General features: G+C 67.3%; 21 protein-coding genes. 17 read left to right on the top strand and 4 right to left on the bottom strand.

Annotation, left to right across the window (positions count from 1 at the left end):
* Window positions 1-13: 13 nt before the first annotated feature.
* From ACRCUN_RS27740 to ACRCUN_RS27725, 4 genes are read left to right on the top strand one after another with little or no spacing between them, the layout of a single operon-like run.
* On the top strand, window positions 14-1144 hold the full coding sequence (locus ACRCUN_RS27740; protein ID WP_462144836.1) for an aminopeptidase P family protein: 1131 nt from the start codon (window positions 14-16) through the stop codon (window positions 1142-1144).
* Window positions 1145-1169: 25 nt separating this feature from the next.
* On the top strand, window positions 1170-1733 hold the full coding sequence (gene efp / locus ACRCUN_RS27735; protein WP_067845106.1) for an elongation factor P: 564 nt from the start codon (window positions 1170-1172) through the stop codon (window positions 1731-1733).
* Between the two features lie 20 nt (window positions 1734-1753).
* Entirely contained in the window at window positions 1754-2236 is a 483-nt protein-coding gene (gene nusB / locus ACRCUN_RS27730) for a transcription antitermination factor NusB (RefSeq protein WP_462144835.1), read from the top strand.
* Between the two features lie 3 nt (window positions 2237-2239).
* On the top strand, window positions 2240-3478 hold the full coding sequence (locus ACRCUN_RS27725) for a M23 family metallopeptidase (protein ID WP_462144834.1): 1239 nt from the start codon (window positions 2240-2242) through the stop codon (window positions 3476-3478).
* Here the strand turns inward: ACRCUN_RS27725 and ACRCUN_RS27720 are convergent.
* On the bottom strand, window positions 3472-4359 hold the full coding sequence (locus tag ACRCUN_RS27720; protein ID WP_462144833.1) for a LysR substrate-binding domain-containing protein: 888 nt from the start codon (window positions 4357-4359) through the stop codon (window positions 3472-3474). The genes ACRCUN_RS27725 and ACRCUN_RS27720 overlap by 7 nt on opposite strands.
* 77 nt (window positions 4360-4436) lie before the next feature.
* Between ACRCUN_RS27720 and ACRCUN_RS27715 the strand changes: the two genes are divergently transcribed.
* From ACRCUN_RS27715 to ACRCUN_RS27675, 9 genes are all read left to right on the top strand, one after another.
* Window positions 4437-5756 carry a lactonase family protein gene (locus tag ACRCUN_RS27715; protein ID WP_462144832.1) on the top strand — a complete coding sequence of 440 codons (1320 nt, stop codon included), beginning with the start codon at window positions 4437-4439 and terminating at the stop codon, window positions 5754-5756.
* Window positions 5757-5966: 210 nt separating this feature from the next.
* Window positions 5967-6722 carry a GntR family transcriptional regulator gene (locus ACRCUN_RS27710; RefSeq protein WP_462144831.1) on the top strand — a complete coding sequence of 252 codons (756 nt, stop codon included), beginning with the start codon at window positions 5967-5969 and terminating at the stop codon, window positions 6720-6722.
* Window positions 6719-6946, top strand: coding sequence for a 4Fe-4S dicluster domain-containing protein (locus ACRCUN_RS27705; protein ID WP_067845118.1), 228 nt, complete (start codon window positions 6719-6721; stop codon window positions 6944-6946). The genes ACRCUN_RS27710 and ACRCUN_RS27705 overlap by 4 nt, the downstream gene beginning before the upstream one ends.
* 7 nt (window positions 6947-6953) lie before the next feature.
* A complete protein-coding gene (locus tag ACRCUN_RS27700) occupies window positions 6954-8372 on the top strand; it encodes an ABC transporter substrate-binding protein (protein ID WP_462144830.1) in 1419 nt (472 codons plus the stop codon).
* Window positions 8369-9229, top strand: a complete 861-nt coding sequence (locus ACRCUN_RS27695) for an ABC transporter permease (RefSeq protein ID WP_462144829.1) — start codon at window positions 8369-8371, stop codon at window positions 9227-9229. The genes ACRCUN_RS27700 and ACRCUN_RS27695 overlap by 4 nt, the downstream gene beginning before the upstream one ends.
* Window positions 9226-9987: an ABC transporter ATP-binding protein gene (locus ACRCUN_RS27690; protein ID WP_462144828.1), complete on the top strand. Its 762-nt coding sequence runs from the start codon at window positions 9226-9228 to the stop codon at window positions 9985-9987. Before ACRCUN_RS27695 ends, ACRCUN_RS27690 begins: the two co-directional genes overlap by 4 nt.
* Complete coding sequence (locus ACRCUN_RS27685; protein ID WP_462144827.1) at window positions 9980-12670, top strand: fumarate reductase/succinate dehydrogenase flavoprotein subunit; 2691 nt, start codon at window positions 9980-9982, stop codon at window positions 12668-12670. The genes ACRCUN_RS27690 and ACRCUN_RS27685 overlap by 8 nt, the downstream gene beginning before the upstream one ends.
* Window positions 12671-12742: 72 nt before the next feature.
* Window positions 12743-15355 carry a LuxR C-terminal-related transcriptional regulator gene (locus ACRCUN_RS27680; protein WP_462144826.1) on the top strand — a complete coding sequence of 871 codons (2613 nt, stop codon included), beginning with the start codon at window positions 12743-12745 and terminating at the stop codon, window positions 15353-15355.
* A gap of 54 nt (window positions 15356-15409) precedes the next feature.
* On the top strand, window positions 15410-15622 hold the full coding sequence (locus ACRCUN_RS27675) for a hypothetical protein (protein WP_462144825.1): 213 nt from the start codon (window positions 15410-15412) through the stop codon (window positions 15620-15622).
* Window positions 15623-15710: 88 nt separating this feature from the next.
* Here ACRCUN_RS27675 and ACRCUN_RS27670 read toward each other — a convergent pair whose 3' ends face one another.
* The gene (locus ACRCUN_RS27670; protein ID WP_462144824.1) at window positions 15711-16916 is read right to left on the bottom strand and encodes a serine hydrolase domain-containing protein; all 1206 of its coding nucleotides are present in this window, start codon (window positions 16914-16916) and stop codon (window positions 15711-15713) included.
* Window positions 16917-16959: 43 nt separating this feature from the next.
* Window positions 16960-18066: an AraC family transcriptional regulator gene (locus ACRCUN_RS27665; RefSeq protein WP_462144823.1), complete on the bottom strand. Its 1107-nt coding sequence runs from the start codon at window positions 18064-18066 to the stop codon at window positions 16960-16962.
* Window positions 18067-18253: 187 nt separating this feature from the next.
* On the opposite strand from ACRCUN_RS27665, the gene ACRCUN_RS27660 reads away from it, so the two are divergent.
* The 4 genes from ACRCUN_RS27660 to ACRCUN_RS27645 are packed head-to-tail and all read left to right on the top strand — an operon-like array spanning window position 18254 to window position 23412.
* Entirely contained in the window at window positions 18254-19381 is a 1128-nt protein-coding gene (locus ACRCUN_RS27660) for an NDMA-dependent alcohol dehydrogenase (RefSeq protein ID WP_462144822.1), read from the top strand.
* Between the two features lie 17 nt (window positions 19382-19398).
* Window positions 19399-20811, top strand: a complete 1413-nt coding sequence (locus ACRCUN_RS27655) for an aldehyde dehydrogenase family protein (protein WP_462144821.1) — start codon at window positions 19399-19401, stop codon at window positions 20809-20811.
* 24 nt (window positions 20812-20835) lie between these two features.
* On the top strand, window positions 20836-21801 hold the full coding sequence (locus tag ACRCUN_RS27650) for an alpha/beta hydrolase (RefSeq protein ID WP_462144820.1): 966 nt from the start codon (window positions 20836-20838) through the stop codon (window positions 21799-21801).
* Window positions 21802-21804: 3 nt separating this feature from the next.
* Window positions 21805-23412 (top strand): flavin-containing monooxygenase, encoded by a 1608-nt coding sequence (locus ACRCUN_RS27645; protein ID WP_462144819.1) that lies wholly within the window; start codon window positions 21805-21807, stop codon window positions 23410-23412.
* Here the strand turns inward: ACRCUN_RS27645 and ACRCUN_RS27640 are convergent, their stop codons facing one another.
* On the bottom strand, window positions 23413-24051 hold the full coding sequence (locus ACRCUN_RS27640) for a class I SAM-dependent methyltransferase (protein WP_462144818.1): 639 nt from the start codon (window positions 24049-24051) through the stop codon (window positions 23413-23415).
* Window positions 24052-24117: the final 66 nt, after the last annotated feature.

Raw genomic sequence — 24117 nt, 5'->3', positions numbered from 1 at the left:
AGCGTCACAGACCGTGACTATTTCCCAGCGCAGGGAGCGATTGCGGCAGCGTCTTGCGGCTGCCGACCTGGACGCCATGCTCGTAACCGACCTGGTCAACGTGCGTTATCTGTCCGGGTTCACGGGTTCGAACGCCGCGCTGCTGATCCGTGTGTCCGACGCGATGCCGGTTCTCGCGACCGATGGGCGCTACCGGACGCAGGCGGCTCATCAGTCGCCGGACGCCGAACTCGTCATCGAGCGGGCGTGTGGGCCGCATCTGGCCGCGCGCGCCGCCGCCGACGGTGTCCGCCGGCTGGGTTTCGAGAGCCACGTCGTGACGGTCGACGTCTACGCGGCCCTGAGTAAGGCGGCCGGTGACGGCGTCGAATTGGTACGAGCGGCGGGCGCGGTCGAGGCACTGCGTGAGGTGAAGGACGCGGGCGAGATCGCAATGCTGCGGCTGGCGTGCGAGGCGGCCGACGCCGCGCTCGCCGATCTGGTCGAACGGGGCGGGCTGCGGCCCGGACGCACCGAGAAGGAGGTGCGTCGCGATCTGGAATCGCTCATGCTCGATCACGGCGCCGACGGCCCGTCGTTCGAGACGATCGTCGCCACGGGTGCCAACTCCGCGATCCCGCACCATCGTCCGACTGACGCCGTGCTGGCGGTCGGGGACTTCGTGAAGATCGATTTCGGCGCGACGGTCGAGGGCTATCACTCCGACATGACCCGCACGTTCATACTCGGCCAGGCCGCACAGTGGCAGCGTGACATCTACGACCTGGTGGCGACCGCGCAGCGGGCCGGCCGCGAGGCATTGGCGGCCGGGGTGGTCCTCAGCTCGGTCGATGCGGCGTCACGTGAGGTCATCGCCGACGCGGGCTACGCGGAGAACTTCGGCCACGGACTCGGACACGGCGTCGGGCTGCAGATCCACGAAGCGCCGGGAATCAACTCCGCCGCCGCCGGTACACTGCTTGCTGGCTCTGCGGTGACCGTCGAGCCAGGTGTCTACCTGCCAGACCGCGGCGGTGTCCGGATCGAGGACACGCTTGTCGTGCCCGGCGGCGAAAGCGCCGAGGGCTTCGGCAGTGGCACCGGCGGTGACACAGCCGCGCCAGAACTGCTTACCCGGTTCCCCAAGGAACTGGCCATCCTGTGACAGAAAGCTAGGAGCTACACCGACCATGGCATCGACTGCCGACTTCAAGAATGGGCTCGTCCTGCAGATCGACGGCCAACTGTGGCAGATCGTCGAATTCCAGCATGTCAAGCCCGGCAAGGGCCCGGCCTTCGTGCGGACGAAGTTGAAGAACGTCGTCTCCGGGAAGGTCGTCGACAAGACGTACAACGCCGGGGTGAAGGTGGAGACCGCCACGGTCGACCGGCGCGACGCCACCTACCTGTACCGCGACGGCAGCGATTTCGTCTTCATGGACTCCGAGGACTTCAACCAGCACCCGCTGCCCGAGTCGCTCGTGGGCCGTGCCGCCGGTTTCCTGTTGGAGAGCCTGCCGGTGCAGATCGCATTCCATGACGGTGTACCGCTGTACCTCGAACTGCCGGTGTCGGTCGAACTCGAAGTCACCCACACCGAGCCCGGCCTGCAGGGCGACCGCTCCAGCGCGGGCACCAAGCCCGCCACGATGGAGACCGGTGCCGAGATCCAGGTTCCGCTGTTCATCAACACGGGCGACAAGCTCAAGGTGGACACCCGCGACGGCAGCTACCTAGGCCGAGTTAATGCCTGACGGCATTGGTGGCCGGCCCCATGCCTGACCGTCGTGGCGACCGGGGCCGCCATCAGGCCCGCAAGCGTGCCGTCGACTTGCTGTTCGAAGCCGAGGCACGTGGCTTGACCGCGGAGGCGGTCGCGGACGCCCGCGCCGCGCTGGCCGAGGACGAGCCCGACGTCGCGCCACTCAACCCGTATACGGTCACGGTCGCGCGCGGCGTCACCGAACATGCCGCCCACATCGACGACCTCATCTCTGCGCACCTGCAGGGCTGGACGCTGGAGCGCCTGCCCGCCGTGGATCGGGCGATCCTGCGCGTCGCGGTCTGGGAGCTGCTGCACGCCGACGACGTCCCTGAACCCGTTGCGGTCGACGAAGCCGTCGAGTTGGCCAAAGAGCTGTCCACCGACGAGTCACCCGGATTCGTCAACGGCGTGCTCGGTCAGGTCATGCTCGTTACGCCTCAGATCAGGGCAGCGTCGCAGGCGGTGCGAGGCGCGGGAACACCGGAAAACTAGCTGATGCGGCGGCGTCGTGAGCGTGCGTCGTCGGTGCTGCGTCGCGCAGTCGCGTCGCTGGGGCTGCTGTGCCTGGCCGGTTGTTCGGCATCGCCGTCCGCCGCGCCACCTGAGGCCGTTCCGGTCACTCCGCAGGCCGAGTTGACCACAACCGCGCTGAGCGTGTCGGCGGTCAAGCCGCCGGTGCGTGTTGGCGGCAGTGACCGGCGCACTCATGTCGAGTACGACCTCGTCCTGCAGAACGTGTTCAGCGCACCGGTGACCGTGACGTCGATCGAGGTGCTCGGTCCTGACGGTTCGGTGTTGCTCGCCCTGGACGGACCTGATGTCGCCGCCGTCACCAGCACGCTGTTTCCCGGACCGCCGACCGCCGTCGTTCCCGCCGGCGGCGCGCTGGCCGCCGTGATCGATCTCGCCGCCGCGCCCGAGGAGGTGCCGGGGCGGATCACCCATCGGATCCGGTATGAGCCGGGGCCATCGCCAGCCGCGGCGATCGTGGGTACCCGCGAGATCAGCGGTCCGGAGCTCACCGTGGACCCGCGCGAACCCACGGTCATCGCGGCGCCGCTCAAGGGAACTCAGTGGCTCAACATGAACGCCTGTTGTGCGTCCGGCGCCCCACACCGCGCGTCGCGACTCGCCGTGGGCGGCAACACGATCAAGAAGGTCGAAGAATTCGCGGTTGACTGGGTGCAGGGCAGGAACGGCAGATTGTTCGACGGGGACGGCAGCCGTAAAGAACAGTGGTACGGGTTCGGGGCCGACGTCCTCGCGGTCGTCGATGGAACGGTCGCGGCGACCTTCGACGGGCTGCCCGACCAAGCGCCGAACACCCCGGCGACGGGGCTGCGCGGCCCCCGCGATTACACCGGAAATCATGTCTCGCAACAGATTGCGCCCGGAGTGTGGGCGATCTACGGCCACCTCCAACCCGGCAGTATCACGGTGCGGACCGGCGACCAGGTCAAGAAGGGCCAGGTCATCGGCAAGCTCGGCAGCTCCGGGAATGCCAGGAATCCGCATCTGCACTTTCAGCTGTCCGATGGCCCCGAGATGACCACGTCGAACAGCGTGCCGTTCGCAGTGGGTTCCTATTGGCTGGCCGGCACCGTCGATCCAGGCCAGCTCGCCACGGCATTCGGCGACCACGGTGCGCCGGCGCCGCTGAAGGTCACTGGGCCGGGCCGCCAGGAGCTCGGCACATATCCGTTGGCGTACACCGTGACCAATCTGGGTTACTGACGGTCTCGCCACACGTCGTCGAGAACATCGAGGAACTGCCGGCCCGTCGGTAGTGGATCGTGCCCGCACCAGGCGACCGCCATCGGAACTCCCGGCGCCCCAACGACTTCGCGGAACACGACACCCGGCCGAGTGGCCGCTGCCACCCCGCGAGTGACGAAACCGATGCCGGCGCCTGCAGCGACGAGGCCGGCGAGTGTCGTCACCGGGGTGGCTTCCTGCACGATGGTGGGTTCGACGCCGGCGCCGCGGAAGCAGCCGATGAGTTTGTCGAACAGCACCGGACCCACATTTCGCGGTGCGGCCAACAATGATTCACCGTCCAGGTCCCCGAATCCGATCGTGGCACGCCCGCACAGGGCATGCCCTGCCGGGATCGCCAAGACGAGCGGTTCATCGGGAAGTTCCTGACAGCGCAGGTGCGTTCGCGTCAACGGTGGATGCAGCACACCGACGTCGATCTCGCCTCGGTCGAGCGCCTCTTCGACCGCGGGCGAATTGATCTCGACCAAGTCGATCGTGATGTCCGGGAAGGCACTGCGGAACCGCTGCACAGCCCGCGGCAATCGGGTGTAGGACGCGATCACGGTGAAGCCGAGGCGCAACCGGCCGTGCAGTCCCCGCTCGGCCCGCCTCGCGACGTCGATCGCGTGCCCGCCGTGGGCTAGCATGGCGCGCGCAGGCGCCAGGAAGGCGTGCCCGGCCGCGGTCAATCGGACGCCGCGACGGTCACGGTCCAGCAGGGTCGCGCCGACGTCGCGTTCGAGTGTCCGGATGCGTTGGCTCAGTGCGGGCTGGCTGAGATGAAGGTCAGTGGCCGCCCGGCCGAAATGCAGCGTTTCGGCGACACGGATGAAGCACTCGACCGACCGCAGGTCCATACCGGTGATCGTATGTGCCTATCACAGCCCTTGAACTACCGATTGATACTGAATCAGCCGTCGCCGAGGCTGGTGGCATGCCCGCACTGCGCACCTTTGCCGTTCTGCTCACCGCCGTCGTCGCCGCTGCCTGTGCCACGCCGCCCGAAGAGGAGTCTGCGGTCACGATCCAGCGTCTCGTCGCCCTGTCCGACGGCGATCATCTGGCGAGCACCTATGCCGACGGAATCCTGGCACCCGTCTCGGCAGGCCATCGAGATCTGCTGAGCACCGTCAGCGTGCGGGACGGCGTCGTGGACACCACGCATGTCGAGGTTTCGAATTCGGTGACGGCAGCGCCGGAAGTCCTCGCGTTAACACCGGACGGCACAACGGCATTCGTGGCCGAGCGACTCAAACCGCGCACCGCCGGCGATACCAGGGCCCAGCAACTGGCGCCGGGTGACCGGCTCTTCGCGGTCGACCTTTCGAATTGGCAGGCCCCGGTGATCGGTGACGTCGTCACGATCGCGCCATCGCCCGAGGCGCTCGCGGTGCATCCGGACGGCAGCCACATTGCCGTGGTGTCGAATACGGCGGACGCGGCGCTGCTGCAGCTCGTTGAGTGGACGCCGGACGGGTTCGGAGCGGTGGAACAGTTCGACCTGGCCGCCCTCGGCGTCCATGGTGAAGCCGGAACGCCGCGCGGCGGCCTGACTGCGACCAACGTGCACTGGCATCCGACCGGCCGTGCGCTTGCGGTGAACATCGACAGCCAGAATCGGGTCGCCTTCTTCGCGGTCGACACGTCCGTTCCCGGCCGGCCGGGCGTTCGCCCATGGGGCGAACCAGTCACCACCGGGGTGGATCCGTTCGTGGGCCGGTTCACTCCCGACGGACGCCACTATCTGACTTCGGACTGGGGCCGCGACCTCACCACGACGGACCTGGACAAGCGGTTGCCCAGCGATCGCTCCACGCTCAGCGTGATCCGGATGGGCGACCCCGGGACGGATCAGCCGCGCAAGGTCGGCACGGCGGAGTCTGACAAGTCGGCGGAGGGGTTGGCGATCAGCCCGGATGGCCGCTGGGTCGCCACGGTGAACATGCGTGGCACCGCCGTACCCGCCGGATCGCCGCTGCACGACGACCACGCGACCGTCAGTCTGCTGCGGCTCGACGGCGACACCGGCGAACTGAGCAAGGTCGGCGACTATCACCTCGACGGCGTGCTGCCGGAGGGCGGCGCATTCGATTCCACCGGACGGTACTTCCTGGCGACCGTGTACGAGGGCCGGCCCGGCGGCGGCGGTTCCGGGGTGCAGGTGTACCGGGTCGGGTCGGCCGACGACCCAGGACTGACTGCAGTGCAACGCATCCCGCTGCCGCACGGAGTGCATCACGTCGTGGCCGGCTGAAACCGCCCGCCGGGGCGGCTCGGCAGGCGGTGCAGATTTATGCTCAGCCGGATTGTAAATTCTTCGCGAGTCCCAGGTGGCGCAATACTTGTGCGGTGCCGAGGTTTGGGCTGGTGAGCGTCAGTCGCAGGCGGCGCAATCAGTTAACCTGCGCCGACACCGGATTCGCCGCGCTGCGCCACCCGGGGTTACGCCCTTACCGTGTGATGCGTGTCGCAGCCCGATGCACAACCGATTTCGCTTCCGGTCCGCCGCCCCCGCGCCGACCGGGCGCGCCAGGTTGCCGACGTTCTACGGCACCAGATCTACGACGGCGCCTACGATCGCAGCCTGCCCGCGGAAGCCGACCTGGCCGCGGAGTTCTTCGTCTCCCGCAACACCATTCGCGAGGCGCTGGCCGTACTCAAGAACGAGGGGCTGATCGAGCGCGGGACGAAAGTGGGCACCCATGTGGCCGTCCGCAAGTTCGACCACGGCCTCGACGCGCTCGTCGGCCTCAAGGAGACGTTCAAGGATTACGGAGAGGTCCGCAACGAGGTCCGCGCCGTGCAGCGGCTGGCCGCCCCGCCCGCGGTGGCGCGCAAGCTCGCGCTGGAGCCCGGCACACAAGTCGTATTCATCGAGCGGTTGCGCTACCTCGGCGACCTGCCGCTGTCGCTGGACCTGACCTATCTGGCACCTGACATCGGTGAAGCGGTGATCGGGTTCCCGCTCGAGACCAATGACGTGTTCGCGCTGATCGAGCGGGTCAGCGGGCAGCGCCTCGGTGGGGCAACCTTTGCGCTGGAGGCGGTTTCGGCCGACCCGCACTCCGCGGCCACGTTGCAGGTGCCGAACGGCTCGGCGCTGTTGATGGCCGAGCGCCTCACGAGCCTGGACGACGGCAGGCCCGTCGACCTCGAGTACATCCGGATGCGTGGTGACCGGATCACCATGCGCGGCAACCTCACTAGGAGCGACACATGACCCTGGTCAACCAACGCGCCGACGTACCGGTGACGATCGACGAGTCACTGTGTATCGAGGGTTGCACGCTGTGCGTCGACGTGTGCCCGCTGGATTCCCTGGCGATCAAACCGGAAAACGGCAAGGCCTACATGCATGTCGACGAGTGTTGGTACTGCGGGCCGTGTGCGGCCCGCTGCCCAACCGGAGCCGTCACCGTCAACATGCCCTACTTGATCCGCTAGGGGACCCGTGAAAACAGCCCTGATCGCCCTCACCGCCGGCCTCACATTCGCGACGGCCGGATGTTCGCTCGATTCGGCGACGCAGTCGGCCGACACCGTCGACGTGGTCATCGGATACCAATCCAAGACCATCAACACCGTCACCGCGGGAACGCTGCTGCGCGCCCAGGGATACCTGGAGCGTCGCCTCGGCGACATCACCGCGAGCACCGGCACGAAGTACAACGTGACGTGGCAGGACTACGACACCGGGGCGCCGATCACCGCGCAGATGGTGGCCGAGAAGATCGACATCGGATCGATGGGCGATTACCCCATGTTGATCAACGGGTCGAAAACGCAAGCCAACGAGCGCGCTCGCACCGAGATCGTGTCGGTCACCGGGTACAACCCCAAGGGTGCGCTGAACATGGTTGTGGTGGCACCGGATTCGCCGGCTCAAACGCTACGAGACCTGGCCGGGAAGAAAGTCTCGGCGAGTGTGGGTTCGGCCGGGCACGGCATGCTCGTCCAAGCACTGAAGAAGTCCGGTATCGATCCCAAGACCGGTCTCGAAGTGCTCAACCAGCAGCCGCAGGTGGGCGCGTCGTCGCTGGAATCAGCCCAGGTGCAAGCGCTTTCGCAGTTCGTCGCCTGGCCAGGCCTGCTGGTGCACCAAGGCAAGGCGAAACTGCTCTACGACGGCGCCGAGCTGAATTACCCCACGTTGCACGGTGTTGTGGTTCGCCGGGCGTACGCGGCCGAGCACCCCGAAGTGCTCGACGCATTCCTGCAGGCGCAACTCGATGCCACCGACTACCTCAACACCGAACCGCTGGAGGCCGCCCGGATCGTCGCCGAGGCCAGCGGCTTGCCGCAGGAGGTCGTCTACCTTTACAACGGGCCAGGCGGCACGTCGTTCGACACCACGCTCAAGCCGTCACTGGTCGAGGCGCTCAAGGGTGACGTGCCGTACCTGAAGTCGATCGACAACTTCGCCGACCTCGATGTCGCGGGCTTCGTACAGGACGGTCCGCTGCGCGCCGCGTTCGCCGCGCGCGGACAGGACTACGACAAAACGCTGAACTCCAGCGCCAATCCTTCCGTGCTGAGCGGGACCGACGCGGTGTGCAAGACCGTCGTCGACAATCCCGCCACCGCGAGCGAGCTATGGCTGGACGGATCCGACACGACTACACCGGCGGCGACCCCGGCCTGCCTGCTCAAGGCGATTCGCGAGGCTGAGGGTGGCGGAAGCAAGGTGCGGGCGGCATACGTTCCAGATGCCGAGTTCGGCACCCGTTGGTTTGCCGACAAGGCGGTATGGGTTCGTGCCGGCGCCGAGTACCTGCCGTTCGGTACTCCGGCCGGTGCGCAGCGATACACCGCCGCCCATCCCGGCAGCGTCGTCGTCGACTATTCGCAGGCATTGGCCGGTGCGGTATGACGACCGCTGACACCGTCCTCACCGGGGTCGCCGACCTGCCTGCCACCGAGCCGGCCGCACCACGGCGCCGCGCCGCGTCGGTGTGGCCACGCCGGCTTGTGCGGTTCGCCTCGGTGATCACCGCGATCGTGCTGTGGCAGGTGTTGACCGCCAACGACATCCGGCTGGGGCTGCGCTTCGACACCTTGCCGACCGTCACCGATATCACTGCGGCGCTGGTGAACCGGCTCGGCACGCCGGAGTACTGGCTGGACCTTGCCCAATCCTTGATCCGCATCCTGACCGGCTTCGGGCTCGCCGCGGTCGTCGGAGTGGTGACCGGGATCCTGCTCGGCCGGTCCACCGTGTTCGCCGACATCTTCGGTCCGCTCACGGAACTGGCCCGGCCGATCCCGGCGATCGCGATGGTGCCGGTGGCGATTCTGCTGTTCCCGACCGATGAGGCCGGGATCGTGTTCATCACGTTCCTCGCCGCCTACTTCCCGATCATGGTCAGCGTCCGGCATGCGGTGCGCGCACTGCCCACGATCTGGGAGGATTCGGTGCGCACGCTCGGCGGCGGGCGCTTCGACGTTCTGCGCCAAGTGGTGTTGCCCGGCATCCTTCCCGGGCTCTTCGGTGGCCTGTCGGTCGGTATGGGGGTTGCCTGGATCTGCGTGATCTCGGCCGAGATGATCTCCGGCCGGCTCGGCGTCGGATACCGGACCTGGCAGGCCTACACAGTGCTGAACTATCCCGACGTGTTCGTCGGGATCATCACGATCGGCATCCTCGGGTTCGGAACCGCCGCAGCGGTCGAACTCACCGGGCGTCGTGCCACGCGCTGGCTTCCACGTGCTGAGGATGATGTGCGATGAGCGTACCCGCGACCGCGGTGCCTACGGGTATGCGGTTGGAGCTCGACGGAATCCGGTTGTCCTACACCGACACTCCGGTGATCGACCGGCTAAGCCTGGCCGTGGAACCGGGTGAGATCCTGGTGCTGACCGGCCCGTCCGGATGTGGCAAGTCGACGCTGCTGCGCGCGTTCGCCGGATTGTTGCGCCCGGACGCGGGCCGCGTGCTCGCCGACGGTGAAACCGTGACGACGACGTCGCGGGACCGCGGCATGGTGTTCCAGGACAGCGCACTGCTGCCGTGGCGGACCGTGCGATCCAATATCGAACTCGCCCTTCAGCTTCGCGGCCTGCCCAGGCAGGGCAGGCGCGGGCGCGCCGAGCGGTGGATCGCCGAGGTCGGGCTGACGGGGTTCGCCGATTACCTGCCGAAGAGCCTGTCCGGTGGCATGCGGCAGCGCGTGCAGCTCGCGCGGGGACTGGCCGGTGCGCCGCGGGCGGTGATGATGGACGAGCCGTTCGCGGCGCTCGACACCCAGACCCGTGCCGCCATGCAGCGGCTGTTGATCGACACCTGGCGCGCGCACCCGACGACGATAGTGTTCGTCACGCACGACGTCGACGAGGCGTTGATCCTCGGTGACCGGGTCGCGGTGCTCGGCCGTGCCGGGCAACCGATGAGGGCCCTGATCGAGGTGCCGCAACCGCGTAGCGCCGACCCGTCCACGCGTTCGGCCCTACGCGCCGAAATCATTGCCGCACTGGAGAATCATGACTGAGCTGACCGCACCCGAGGTGTCCGACGCCGTCCGGCTTGACTGCGATGTGCTGGTGATCGGGGGTGGAACCGCGGGCACCATGGCGGCGCTGACGGCCGCCGAGAACGGCGCACAGGTACTCCTGCTGGAGAAGGCACATGTGCGGCACTCCGGGGCCCTCGCGATGGGCATGGACGGAGTGAACAACGCCGTCATTCCCGGTAAGGCCGAGCCAGAAGACTACGTCGCCGAGATCACCCGCGCCAACGACGGAATCGTCAACCAGCGCACCGTTTACCAGACCGCGACCCGCGGTTTCGCGATGGTGCAACGCCTGGAGCGCTACGGCGTCAAGTTCGAGAAGGACGAGCACGGTGAGTACGCTGTGCGACGAGTGCACCGGTCCGGCTCCTACGTGCTGCCGATGCCGGAGGGCAAGGACGTGAAGAAGGCGCTCTATCGGGTGCTTCGGCAGCGTTCGATGCGCGAGAAGATCCGCATCGAGAACCGGTTCATGCCGGTGCGCGTGCTCACGCAGAACGGCCGCGCCGTCGGGGCCGCCGCATTCAACACCCGTACCGGCGAATTCGTTACGGTGGCGGCCAAGGCCGTGATCCTGTCGACCGGTGCATGCGGACGGCTCGGCCTTCCCGCGTCGGGGTATCTGTACGGCACGTACGAGAACCCGACCAACGCAGGCGACGGCTACGCGATGGCCTATCACGCCGGCGCGGAGCTCTCGGGTATCGAGTGCTTCCAAGTCAATCCGCTCATCAAGGACTACAACGGACCGGCATGCGCCTATGTGGCCAATCCGTTCGGCGGGTACCAGGTCAATGCGTTGGGGGAGCGGTTCGTCGATTCCGACTACTGGTCGGGTCAGATGATGGCCGAGGTCAAGCAGGAGATCGAATCCGCGCGCGGGCCCATCTATCTCAAGGTGAGTCACCTTCCCGACGAGACGCTCACCGCACTGGAGAACATCCTCCACACCACCGAACGGCCCACCCGCGGCACGTTCCACGCCAACCGCGGGCACGACTACCGGACCCACGACATCGAGATGCACATATCCGAGATCGGCTTGTGCTCAGGGCATTCCGCATCCGGGGTGTGGGTCGACGAGCACGCCCGCACTACGGTGCCGGGGCTGTATGCGGCAGGCGACCTGGCGTGCGTGCCGCACAACTACATGATCGGCGCGTTCGTCTATGGCGATCTCGCCGGTGAGCACGCCGCGTCGACGTTGTCCGATGTGGTTGCGCCGACGGACCTTCCGGCCGACCAGATCGCCGAGGCACACGAGTTGATCTATCGGCCGCTGCGTCATCCCGACGGTCCGCCGCAACCACAGGTCGAGTTCAAGCTGCGCCGGTTCGTCAACGATTACGTGGCGCCGCCGAAGACCGCGACCAAGCTCTCGATCGCGGTGCAGACCTTCGAGCGCATGGCCGGTGAGATCGAAGAGATCGGGGCGCGCACGCCACACGAATTGATGCGGGCAGCGGAGGTGTCGTTCATCCGTGACTGCGCGGAGATGGCGGCACGTTCCTCGCTGACCCGCACCGAATCTCGGTGGGGGCTGTATCACGAACGTGCCGATCTTCCCGAGCGCGATGACGAGCGGTGGCGTTATCACCTCAATCTCTACAAGGGTGCCGATGGCGCCATGCAGTTCGTCAAGCGGCCCGTAGCACCCTATTTCGTTCCGGTGCCCGGTCTGGAACACCTGCCGTCGGATCATCCGGTCGCGGCGGTCACCCAGCCCGACCTGCACGGTGGCCGGGCGCCCGCGGCTGGGCACTCCCGCGTTCGCGCCGAGGTCGGTGCGCAGCCGCCCTCCCCGCGCATCGCGGCCGTGCTCGCGCTGGAGGAACCGTCGCTGGCCGACCTGGCGGGCTTCCTGTCCGACGCGGACCCCGGCGTAAGGCGAACTGCGGTCGCGACTCTCGTGGAACACCTGCCCGAGGGCTATCAGGAGTTACTGGTCGACGCGCTCGCCGACGACGATCCTGCGGTGCGCCAGGAGACCGCGGAGGCGGTGCGGGAACTCGTGGAGGTACTGCCCGAACCGCAGGCTTTCGCCGTCCGGTTGGCCTCGACGGATCCCGTGGTCCGAGCCGCGTCGGTGTACCTGCTGAGTTCACGGCGAGCAGGCACCCGGGTCGCGTACCGGTCGGCCGTGACCGATCCCGACCACCGCGTGCGGATCGAGGCGGTGCGCGCACTGGTATCGGTCGACGATGACGCCGGTGTGGCCGAGGCGACGCGCGACGAGAACCGGGAGGTGCGTATCGCCGCGGTCGGCGGGCTCGCGACGCTGCGCAGCGGCGCCCAGGCGGTACGGCACCTGCTGGCCGACCCGGATCCGTTGGTGCGCGCGGCAGCGCTCGCGTCGCTGGGTGCGGTCGGGTGTTCGGCCGACGACGTGGAAAGCGTCGAAAAGGCGCTGACCGAGTCGGCCTGGCAGATCCGGCAGGGCGCGGTCCGCGCCCTTGCCGGCGCCGATCCGGCAATTGCGGTGCCGACGTTGGCGCGGGCCCTGTCCGACCAGCATCTCGATGTCCGCAAGGCGGCCGTACTGAGCCTGAGCCGGTGGGCCGACTCGCAGACCGCGGCCAGAGACGCACTCGCCGGTGCCCTCGACGACGGTGACGCCGACGTGCGCGCCTACGCACGTCAGGCGCTGGCCCGCGCGGGCTGACGCCGCCCGACATGCGTCAGCGAAGTTGTCATTACTTTTGCTAACGACACGCGTGCGCCTTAGTCTCGATGGGTGCGTCTCGTCTGGCCGCTGACCGGGCGGCTGGAGGAGGCACGGCTCATCGACGCCGCGCTGTCCTCCGCCGATCTGTCGGGAATCGTGATCCACGGAGCCGCCGGAGTCGGCAAGAGCCGAATCGCTCGTGAGGCGTTGTCCGCCGTCGCGTCAAACGGCCACGAAACCCGTTGGGCGGTCGGGACGTCGGCGGCTCAAGGCCTCCCGTTGGGAACCTTTTCCCGATGGGTCGGCACGGCCGACGCCGATAACGTCGCCCTGGTGGGCCGGGTGATCGAGGCGATGACCGCAACGTCGAACGGTCAGCCCGTGGTGGTCTGCGTCGACGATGCCCATCTGCTCGACGACCTGTCCGCATTCGTGCTGCATCAGATCGTTCAGCGTGAGGCTGCCAAACTTGTGTTGACCGTTCGGGACGGCACCCCGATTCCGGCCTCCGTCCATGAGGTGTGGAGCGGTGAGCGATTCGAGCGCCTCGATCTGCAGCCGTTGTCGCGCGACGAGTCGACCCGTTTGGTGAGTGCCGCCCTCGGTGGGCCGCTCGACCCCGATGCGGCAGGCGAATTGTGGCGGCTGACGCGAGGCAACGCGCTCTACCTTCGCAACATCGTCGAGCAAGAGGTCGCGCAGGGCCGGCTCGTGAGCAGGCACGGATACTGGCGGTGGACCGGAGATCCGGTGATACCACCGGGTCTGGTCGAGCTGATCGAATCGCGCATCGGCGCGCTGCCGCCGTCGGTCGGCGAGGTGATCGACATCCTTGCCGTCGCCGAGCCGATTCAGTTGAGCTTGTTGACGTCAATCGTCGCGGACTCCGCGGTGGAAGAAGCCGAGGCCCGTGGCCTCATCGCTCTCGATGCGGTGGAAGGCGGCGTCGACGTGCGCGTCGCGCATCCGTTGTACGCCGAGGTACGCCGCAAACGTGTACCCGGCACCCGGCTGCGCAGGCTGCGCGGTTTGGTGGCCACCGAACTCGCGCGCTGCGACGACCGGGACGCCATGCGTGTCGTGGTGCATCGGGCGACGCTGTCGTTGGACTCCGACCTGAAACCTGATCCGGAACTGCTCACACGCGCCGCGCAGGGCGCGGTGTGGTTGTCGGACTTGCCGCTCGCCGACCGGCTGGCATCCGCAGCGGTCCGTGCGGGTGGGGGAGTAGAAGCCAATTTCGTTCAGGCCCACGCTCTTTCATGGCTGAGTAGAGGTGCGGAGTCGGACGCGGCGCTGGACGCGATCCGCAGCGCGGATCTCACCGCGGCCGGCCGCGCGCGACTGGCGTTCCTCCGAGCTTCCAACCAACTGTGGTCCTTGGCCGACCCCGCGGGGGCGAAACAGCGTATCGATACGGCATCGGCCTCGATACCCGACGATGCTCGCGCGTGCGTCGACGCGTTCTACGCGGTCTACGGTGCGGCTGTGGGCAGGCCCGAGGCGGCCGCGGCCGCCGCGGAGGGACTTCGGTTGGAAGAGCTGCCGGGCATCGTCGGTGCGGTGGCCGGCTGGGCGGTCGCCGTCTCCGCCGGCGACGCCGGACGCACGCAGGCGGCGGTGGCGGCAGCGACGTGCGGCTATAACATCGCCGACGGCTCGTACGACGCAGCGCACATGCGCTTCGTGATCGCGGACGGTCACATCGGCGCACTGATACTGGCCGGGTACGTCGCCGAGGCCGAGCGGGAAGCCGACCGGCAGCGACAGCAGGCAGCCGAGTTGCCCGGCATCGCACAGCTATTCGGCGCCGCGCTGGCGGGCCGCGCGGCTCTGGGCGCCGGCCGGCTCGATGTCGCCTCGGCGCTGCTGGATCCCGTCGTCGAATTGATGGCGGCTGCCGGGGAAACCAACGGTTTCGGCTATCGCTTCCGGCTGCCGCGGTCCATCGCTCTGGCCATGCGCGGCCAGGCCGACGATGCAACGCTCGACGAGTTGGATAGGCGCAGGCACCCCAGCTGGCAATATCTCGGCTACGAGCATGCGCTCGTCCGGGCCTGGGTGTCGGCCACCCAGGGCGCGGTGTCCGAGGCGGCAGTCGCGGCGCGCACCGCCGCCGAGAAGGCAAGGGGCAATGGGCAATACGCCGCTGAGGTGTTGTGTCTGCAGACCGCGACCCAGTTCGGCGACCATTCCGGGGCAGGCCGGCTGAAACAGCTGACGGGGCTCGTCGAGGGGCCGCGGGTCGCTGCGGCAGCGGCCTTCTGCCAGGCCCTCAAGAGCGATGACGCCGACGGCCTCGCCGCGGTGGTGGATGCGTTCGAAGAAATCGGAGATATCGTCGCCGCGGCCGACGCGGCCGCTCACGCGGCGGTGACGTACCGCAGGAAGGACATGCGCGGGTCGGCACTCGGTCTGGCCACGCGCGCCGGTGAGCTGGCCGACCGGTGCGGGGGCGCGGTGAGCCCGACACTGCTCGCCGCGATGGAACGGCTTCCGCTCACCGACCGCGAACGTGAGATCGCGATGCTCATCGGCGCGGAGCTGTCCAGTCGTGCCGTCGCCACGCGGCTGAACCTCTCCGTACGCACCGTCGAGGGTCACATCTACCGGGCCATGGCCAAGACGGGCGTGACGACCCGGGCTGAACTCGCGGCTCTTGTGCGGCGCAGGCACCGCTGATTCGAGTATCCGGCTACTTGCTCGGTCATGGCCGGTTGACCGCATGCTGATCACATGACCGACAGCCGCGACGCCCGGGAGCAGGCATTACGTGTCCTGCCTTTGCCGTACTCCCTGGCGCTGCGGTTACGCGATGCCGGCGTCGCACCCGACGTGGTGAGTGAGTACCTCAGTGTCGACGAGTCGGCGCTCGATGGGTTCTACCGGATAGCCGAGGCCAAATTGGCCGCTGCCTTACCGTCGTCAGCGAAAGCGGACTCCGGTTGACGGGCGCCGCCGCAAGCCTCGTCGAGTGTTGGCTCATGTGCGAGAAATGATCCGGATTTCGTACGCAAGCCGACGTTCGGCGGCAGGTCTAGCCGACGTCGAGCGCTTGATACGTGCGACGGACGAATTTCGGTTGTGCCGACTGTAGTTTCGCCATCGACGTGTTGCCCGCGATCGCTGCGGCATCCACCGAGAGGTCCGGGTGGTTCTGGATCAGGTAGATCAGGATGAGGTCGGCTGACGGGTCGGCCTGCCACCACGTGCCGTAAGCGCCCGGCCAACTGAACGTACCGAGACCGCCAGGACCGAACAGCTGTCGAGACTTGGCCGGATCGGTGACGACCGACAGGTTGAGCCCGAAGCCGCGCCCCACCCAGAATGGTGCTCCCAGAAAGGGATACTGCTTCTGCTCGGCGGTGAGCCGGTCGCTGCGCATCAACCGCACTGACTCCTCCGACAACACACGCACCCCGTCGACGGTTCCGCCGGCCAGCAGCATCCGGGCGAACCTCAGGTAATCGTCTGCAGTGGAGAACAATCCGGCACCGCCGGTGCAGAACGGTGGATCGGTGATCGGCGGCGGCCCCATGACATCGTGGGTCAACGCGTTGTCGGCGGTGAGCTTGTACATCGTCGCGGCACGACGCCGGCCTGCCGCATCGACCGAGAAGCCGGTGTCGGTCATCCCGAGCGGTTCGAAGATGCGCTCGGACAGTACCTGCGCCAGCGGCTTTCCCTCGATCCGCGACAGCGCGATGCCGAGCACGTCGGTGGAGTGGCTGTAGGTCAGGCGGTCACCGGGCTGATGTGCCAGTGGCAGCTTGGCGACATCGGCCAGCCAGCGATCCTGGTCTTGGCGCAGGGACAGCTTGCCGTAGGCAGAGGCCAGCGGCCCGAGCACCGAGAACACGTACGCCAGTCCGCTGCGATGGGTCATCAGGTCGTCGAACGTGATCGGCCGTCGAGCCGGTTCGGTCTGATCCAACGGGCCGCGGGGCTCCCGCAGGACACGCATGTTCGACAGTTCGGGCAGCCATTTGGTCACGGGGTCGGCGAGATGGAGCTTGCCGTCCTCGACGAGGGCCATCGCCGCCGCGACGGTGACCGGTTTGGTCATCGACGCGATCCGGAAGACGGTGTCACGCTGCATGGGCAGGCGGGCCTCGACGTCGCGGTTTCCCAGCGTGTTGACCTGTAACACCCTGCCCGCCTGCCACACCATGGTGACCGCACCGGCCAGCAGGCCGGCGTCGATCGCCTCTCGGATGGACGCTTGATTGCCGTCGAGGTTCACCCGGGCCAGGGTAGTCAGCCGCTCGGCGGTCAGGGGTACGGGCTCAGTCGTGGCCGTGGCCGATCTCGCGCCAGCGCCGGCGTGCCCGCATGACACTCGACCAGTCCTGATAACCCAGCCGGTGGGCGATCTCGTACTGGGGAATGGTGCGATCGTGCAGGAGATTGTCGGCGACGCTGCGGCGGACTTCGTCCAGGATGGCGCGGAACGTGGTGCCTTCGTGTTCGAGGTGCCTGCGCAGCGTCCGCGGTGCGTGATGCAGGTGCAGCGCCACATCCTCCAACGTGAGGTCGAGCGACGACTGGTCGAGGAGGTGGGCGCGCACCTGCGCGGCGACACCGGTGTGGTGCAGCCGCTCTGCGCGGATGCGTTCGCACTGCGCGACCATCAGGCGGGTGGTGTGTTCGTTGGCCATCGGCGGTATGAGGTCGAGATAGCCGGCGTCGTAGACGATCTCGTTGCGGCCACACCCGAAATGCACGGGCACTCCGAAGTAGTCCCGGTAGACCGCCGGCGGATCTGCTGTCGGAGCCGGCTCGAAGGCGAACCGGATCTCGCGCAGCGGCACCGTGGTGAAGTCGGGGAAGGTGTCCCGTTGTATCTGCATCACAGCGGTGAGATCCCGTTCGACGACGAACCGCCGGATTCCCTTCGGCATGTCATCCGCCTCGAAAGCCAGGACGTACTGCCCGCGCGCATCGATGCGCGCCGTCATGGTCGAGAACGCGAACGTCAGCATCGCGTAGTAGAGACCCCGGTGAACCGTGTCCCGGACGCTGGCGGACGCGGCGAGCAGATAGCCGAGGTAGCCGTACGCGGTCAGGTGATAGCGCCGGCCGAGTTCGACTCCGAGGCCGGGCCGGTCACCCGCGCTGTCGACGAGGTTGCGGATGACCGCGAGCTCCTGGCTCGCCTCGACGACCGTGTCCACATCTGGCAGCGAAGCCACATTGAGGTGCGAACCCGCCAACAGTGCCTCGGCGGCGATGCCGTGCTCGGCGGCCCATTCGCACATGATCTCGACCGAGACCGCGGTGCGCGGGTGGTCCCACGGATCGGTGATGGCCGCAATTACCCGGTTGGTCGACTGCAGGACGGGCGAGGCGGGCAGGGGTGCCTGATCTGCGAGAGCGCCGGTGCCCGCGGTCATGCCGGTCAGTTTTGCCGACCTTCCACGTCGCGTCAACGACGGCATGACGGGCCGGAATGGCCGGAAAAGTTGTGTTGTGGCCGGGTCTGTTCTGTCGGGATCCCGACGGTCGCTCTACGGTGCGAATAGTGATTTACATCTCACCTGGCATGGGAATGTGTCGGACCGCACGAGGGGAGAAGATCGAATGAAGGTGAAGGCTGCGGTCGTCGAGGAGGTCGGCGCACCCTGGACGATCTGCGAGGTCGAGCTCGGCGATCCGGTGGCCGGGGAGGTCCAGGTGCGCTTGGCCGCCTCGGGTCTGTGCCATTCCGATGCGCACGTCGTCGCCGGCAGTAGTCCCGTGCCGTTCATGCCGGTTCTCGGAGGGCACGAGGGCGCAGGCGTGGTCACCAAAGTGGGCCCCGGCGTGACCGGCCTGGAAGAGGGCGATCACGTCGTGCTGGCGTTCATCCCGGCGTGCGGTACGTGTCCGTCGTGCGCCACCGGGCTGCAGAACCTGTGCGACGAAGGTGCCGGTCTGTTGACCGGGCTGTCCGTCGCGGACAAGACCTACCGGGTCACCCGTGACGGGCAGCCGGTCATTCAGATGTGCCTGCTCGGCACGTTCGCCCCGTACGTGACGGTGAGCGAGGCTTCGGTCGTCAAGATCGAGAAGGACGTCCCCCTCGACGTCGCGGCGTTGCTCGGCTGCGGTGTCTCGACGGGCTGGGGCTCGGCCACCGAGATTGGCGACACCCGGCCGGGCGACACGGTCGTGGTGATGGGCATCGGCGGCGTCGGGATCAACGCCGTGCAGGGCGCCCGGTTCGCGGGCGCCCGGTTCGTCGTCGCGATCGATCCGGTCGACCTCAAACGCAAGAAGGCGATCGAGTTCGGCGCCACCCACACGTATGCGTCGGTCGAGGAAGCCGCCGCCGAACTGCCCGATCTCACGTGGGGCAAGATGGCCCAGGTGTCGATCATCACGGTGGGCGAGATCAAGGGCGAACACATTCAGCAGGCGCTGAGTCTGACCGGCAAGGGCGGGCAGGTGATCGTCACGGGCATGGGCGATTTCACGCAGTCGACCGTGGACCTCAACCTGTTCGAGCTCACTCTGCTCCAGAAGCGAGTCCAGGGAGCGGTGTTCGGCGGCGTCGGCCCCCGCACGCAGATTCCCAAACTCCTCGACCTCTATAGGTCGGGCAACCTCAAGCTCGACGAGCTCGTCACCACCCGCTACCGCCTCGAAGACATCAATCAGGGCTACCAAGACATGTTCGACGGCAAGAACCTGCGTGGTCTCGTCGTCTACTCCGACTCCGACCACTGAAACCGAAGAGGGCACCGATGAAAAATCACGACACTAACTACATCGACGGCAAGTGGACCGTATCGGGCGGAACGACCCGCATTCCCGTCACCAACCCGGCCACCGATGAGGTTATCGCCGAGGTCGTGGGCGGCACGGCGGCCGACGTCGACGCCGCGGTCGCCGCCGCACGGGCGGCATTTCCGGCCTGGTCGGCCGCGCCCGTTGGCGAGCGTGCCGATTACCTCACCGCGATCGCGGGCAAACTGGCCGAGCGTGCCGAGGGCCTGGCCCGCATCGTCTCCTCCGAAATGGGTTGCCCGATCTCCATTTCCCGGGCAGTGCAGTTGCCGCTGCCCATCAACAGTTTCGCCGAGGCGGCGAACATCGTGCGCGACTACGAGTTCGAGAGTGAGTATCGCGGGTCGACCATCGTGCGTGAGCCGTTCGGCGTCCTCGGTGCGATCACACCGTGGAACTACCCACTTCACCAGATCGCGCTGAAAGTGGGGTACGGCCTGGCAGCGGGCAACACCGTCGTCGTCAAGCCGAGCGAGGTCACCCCGCTGTGCGCTATCGCCCTGACTGAGATCGTCGACGAAATCGGCCTGCCGCCAGGTGTTTTCAATGTCGTGTTCGGAACCGGAGCCGAGGTCGGCGAGGCGATCGCCGGGCATGACGACATCGACATCGTCAGCTTCACCGGATCGACAAGGGCGGGCAGGCGAGTGCAGGAGGTGGCCTCCCGTACGGTCAAGCGGGTCTCGCTGGAACTCGGCGGCAAGAGCCCCAACATCATCCTCGATGACGCCGACCTGCAGTCGGCCGTGCCCGCATCGGTGAAGTCGATGATGCTCAACTCCGGTCAGACCTGCTCGGCCCTGACGCGGATGATCGTCCCGCGCGACAAGCTCGAAGAGGTGGAGGCGCTCGCGAAGGCGACCGCCGAGGCATTGCCGGTCGGTGATCCGGCCGAGGACGGAACCGCGCTGGGCCCGTTGTCGTCTCGAGCGCAACAGAAACGCGTGCTCGGCTACATCCGCACGGCGATTGACGAGGGGGCCCGCCTGGTCACCGGCGGTGACACCGATACCGACAGCCCCGGCGCCTTCGTTCGGCCGACCGTGTTCTCCGACGTCACCGAGGACATGACGATCCACAAGGAGGAGGTCTTCGGACCAGTCCTGGCGATCGAGGCCTACGACTCCGAAGACGATGCGGTGCGCATCGCCAACGCCACGGATTACGGCCTGGCAGGCGCGGTCTGGTCCGGTTCGCCCGAGCGCGCCGAGAAGATCGCGCGCCGGATCCGCGCCGGCCAGGTGCAGATCAACGCAGGCGCGTTCAATGCCAACGCACCGTTCGGCGGATACAAGCAGTCCGGAAATGGGCGTGAGGCCGGGGTATTCGGGCTCGAGGAGTTCCTCGAGGTCAAGTCGATCCAGCGCTGACCTGCCACAGGAAGGAGAACACGGATGCCCCTTGAACCTGTGACGCAGGCACTGCTGACCCAACTGGCCGAGACACGAGACCCCCCGATGCACGAGGGCACGCCCGCGATGGCCCGGATGGCGGGACCGATCTTCGCTGGCATGAGCGGACGCGGACCCGAGGTGGCGGCGGTGCGAAACCTGAAACTCGAAGGTGAGGACGGCGGGAAGTTCCGGGTCCGGGTTCTCGTCCCCGAGGGCGAGTCCCGCTCGGTGATCGTGTATTTCCACGGTGGCGGCTGGGTCATCGGCGACATCGACCTGCAGTACGACCACCTTGCCCGCGACCTCGCGAACCGCACCCGCTCGACAGTGGTGCTGGTGAACTACCGCAAGGCGCCCGAGCACCGGTTCCCGACCGCGATCAAGGACAGTTGGATCGGGTTGTCTTGGGCCGCAGAGCATTCGGCGGAGTTCGCGCCCGCAGGTGCGCCGCTGATCGTGGCCGGGGACAGCGCAGGCGGAAATATCGCCGCGGTGATGACGTTGTGGGCGCGTGACCGGCACGGGCCGCGCATCGACTACCAGGCACTGGTGTATCCAGTCACCGACTGTGACCTGAACCGGCCGTCGTATCACGCGCCGGAGAATCAGCTGCTCCTCAGCCGCGACACGATGGTCTGGTTCTGGGGGCACTACCTTCCCGACGAGACGGCACGTACGAGCCCGGACGCGTCGCCCTTGCGGGCGGCCAGCCTCGCCGGCCTGCCACCGGCACTCATCTATGTCGCCGAGTACGACCCACTACACGACGACGGCGTCGCCTACGCGACGGCACTCGCGCAAGCCGGGGTCGCGGTGACCCTCGAAGAGGCCGCCGGCCAGATGCACGGGTACTTCCAGATGGCCAACATCCTGCCGGGCTACCAGACCGGAATCGCGCTCGTCGCCGATCACATCGCGACGTTCATCACCGCGCGCCGCCCGGTTACCAGCGGAAAGGCGGTGTGAGCGGTGGCCGACCGGGACGTGATCATCATCGGCGCCGGATTCGCCGGCCTGTATCAGCTCTACAAGTTGCGCGACCTCGGCTTCGATGCGCACATCGTCGAGGCCGGGCCGGAGGTGGGCGGTACCTGGTACTGGAACCGTTATCCGGGAGCGCGTTGTGACATCGAATCGATCGAGTACTCATACTCGTTCGACCCCGAACTGCAGCAGTCGTGGAACTGGACCGAACGCTACGCGGCCCAGCCCGAGTTGCTGTCCTACGCCAAACACGTTGCCGACCGCTACGGCCTGCGCCGCGACATCACCTTCGACACCCGTGTCGTCGCAATGGAATTCAACGACACGAATAACGAGTGGACGGTGACGACGGACAGCGGCGCGCACATCACCGCGACATTCGTTGTCGCGGCGACCGGATGTCTGTCGAAACCGCTGGTGCCGTCCTTCGACGGACAGGGCGATTTCGCCGGCAACATCTATTGGACCTGGGACTGGCCCGAGGACGGAGTCGATCTCGCAGGCAAGCGTGTCGGCGTCGTGGGCACGGGATCCTCTGGGGTGCAGACGATCACCGCTATCGCCCCGGTGGTCGGAGCGCTGACCGTATTCCAGCGGACACCGCCGTACGCCGTCCCGGCGCAGAACCGCCCGATCGCCGACGAGCTCGCCGACGTCAAACAGCGCTATCCCGAGTTCCGGGAAGTCAGCCGGCTTTCGCGGGGCGGCGCGCAGTGTGGTGACGGTGCCGGGCTGCCCCCGTTCTTCGGTGACCTCGACAGCGACGCCGCGCATGGCGAGCTTCACCGCCGTTGGGACGACGGAGGACTGTGTTTCCAGCAGTCGTTCTACGACCTGCTGCTGGACCCCGCGGCCAACGAGACGGCCGCCGAATACGTGCGCGGCCGGATCCGGCAGAAGGTCGCCGATCCCGAGCTCGCCGAGAAGCTCACGCCGCGTGACTACCCGATCGCGGCGAAGCGGCTGTGCGTCGACACCGGCTATTACGAGGTCTACAACCAGGACAACGTGACGCTGGTCGACCTCAACGAGGAACCCCTACGCCGGATCACCGAGCGGGGCATTCTCGCGGGCAACACCGAGCACGAGTTCGACGTGATCGTTCTCGCCACCGGCTTCGACGCCATGACCGGCGCGCTGAACGCGATCGACATCCGCGCGGTCGACGGTGACGGCACCACCCGCACGCTGCGCGACAAGTGGGCCGACGGACCCCGGACCTATCTGGGGTTGATGTCGGCAGGTTTCCCGAATCTGTTCACCGTCACCGGGCCGCAGAGTCCGTCGGTGCTGTCCAACATGCTGACCTCGATCGAGTACCACGTCGACTGGATCAGTGCAGCCTTGGTGCACCTGCGCGACCACGGACTCAACCGGATGGAACCCGACCCCGCCGCCGAGGACAACTGGGTCAACATCACCAACGACACCGCCGATCTCACCCTGCTACCGCAGGCGGCGTCCTGGTACATGGGCGCCAACGTGCCGGGCAAACGACGGGTGTTCCTGCCGTTCGTCGGCGGCGTCGGGGTGTACAAGCAGATCGGCGACGGCGTTGCCGTTGCCGGCTACCACGGGTTCGAGATGGCCTGATCAGCGGCGCTGCGCCTGCAGGAGCCAGAATGTGGCCTGCGCATCGATGTGCGGCAGCGTTGTCACCTCGCTCGAGAGTGAGGTGATGTCCCAGCCGGCGTCGCCGAGCGTCGTGCGCAGCGTTTCCTCGGACACGGCCGGCGCCTCCCAGTCCGGCTGCTGCAGGTTGGCGTCGGAGAACGCGCCGAGCAGCAATGTCGCACCCGGCCGGGTGGCCCGGTGCACGGCGGCCGCGTAATTGCGCTTCCCGTCGTCGTCGAGGCAGTGATACATCCCGCTGTCGATCACGGTGTCGAACACGTCGTCGTACCCGTCGAGGCGCGTGGCGTCGGACACCGCGAACGTGATCTGCACGCCCGCGTCGGACGCGCGGCGCTCGGCGGTGATCAGCGCCGTCGGGGAGATGTCGAGTGCGGTCACCCGGTGACCCTGCTGCGCGAGATAGATCGCATTGTCACCAAGACCGCAGCCGATGTCGAGCACATGACCGTGCACGAGGCCGGCCTCGGCCCAGGCGACGACATTTTCTTTCGGCGCCTTGGTATCCCAGGGCGGCGTGGTGATCGGCGGCACACCTTCGGCGGGGCTTTCGCCGCGGTACAGCGCATCGAAGTCGAACGGGGAACCGGGGGATGTCATTTTCGTCAGGATAGTCGCGCTCTGTTAAGCTGCCCGGCAGTTCGACGTCCTTTAACGATCCGTCCA

This window comes from Mycobacterium venezuelense (assembly GCF_054919535.1).
Note: the sequence above shows the minus strand (reverse complement) of the source record. Positions and strands in the feature narration are given on the sequence as shown.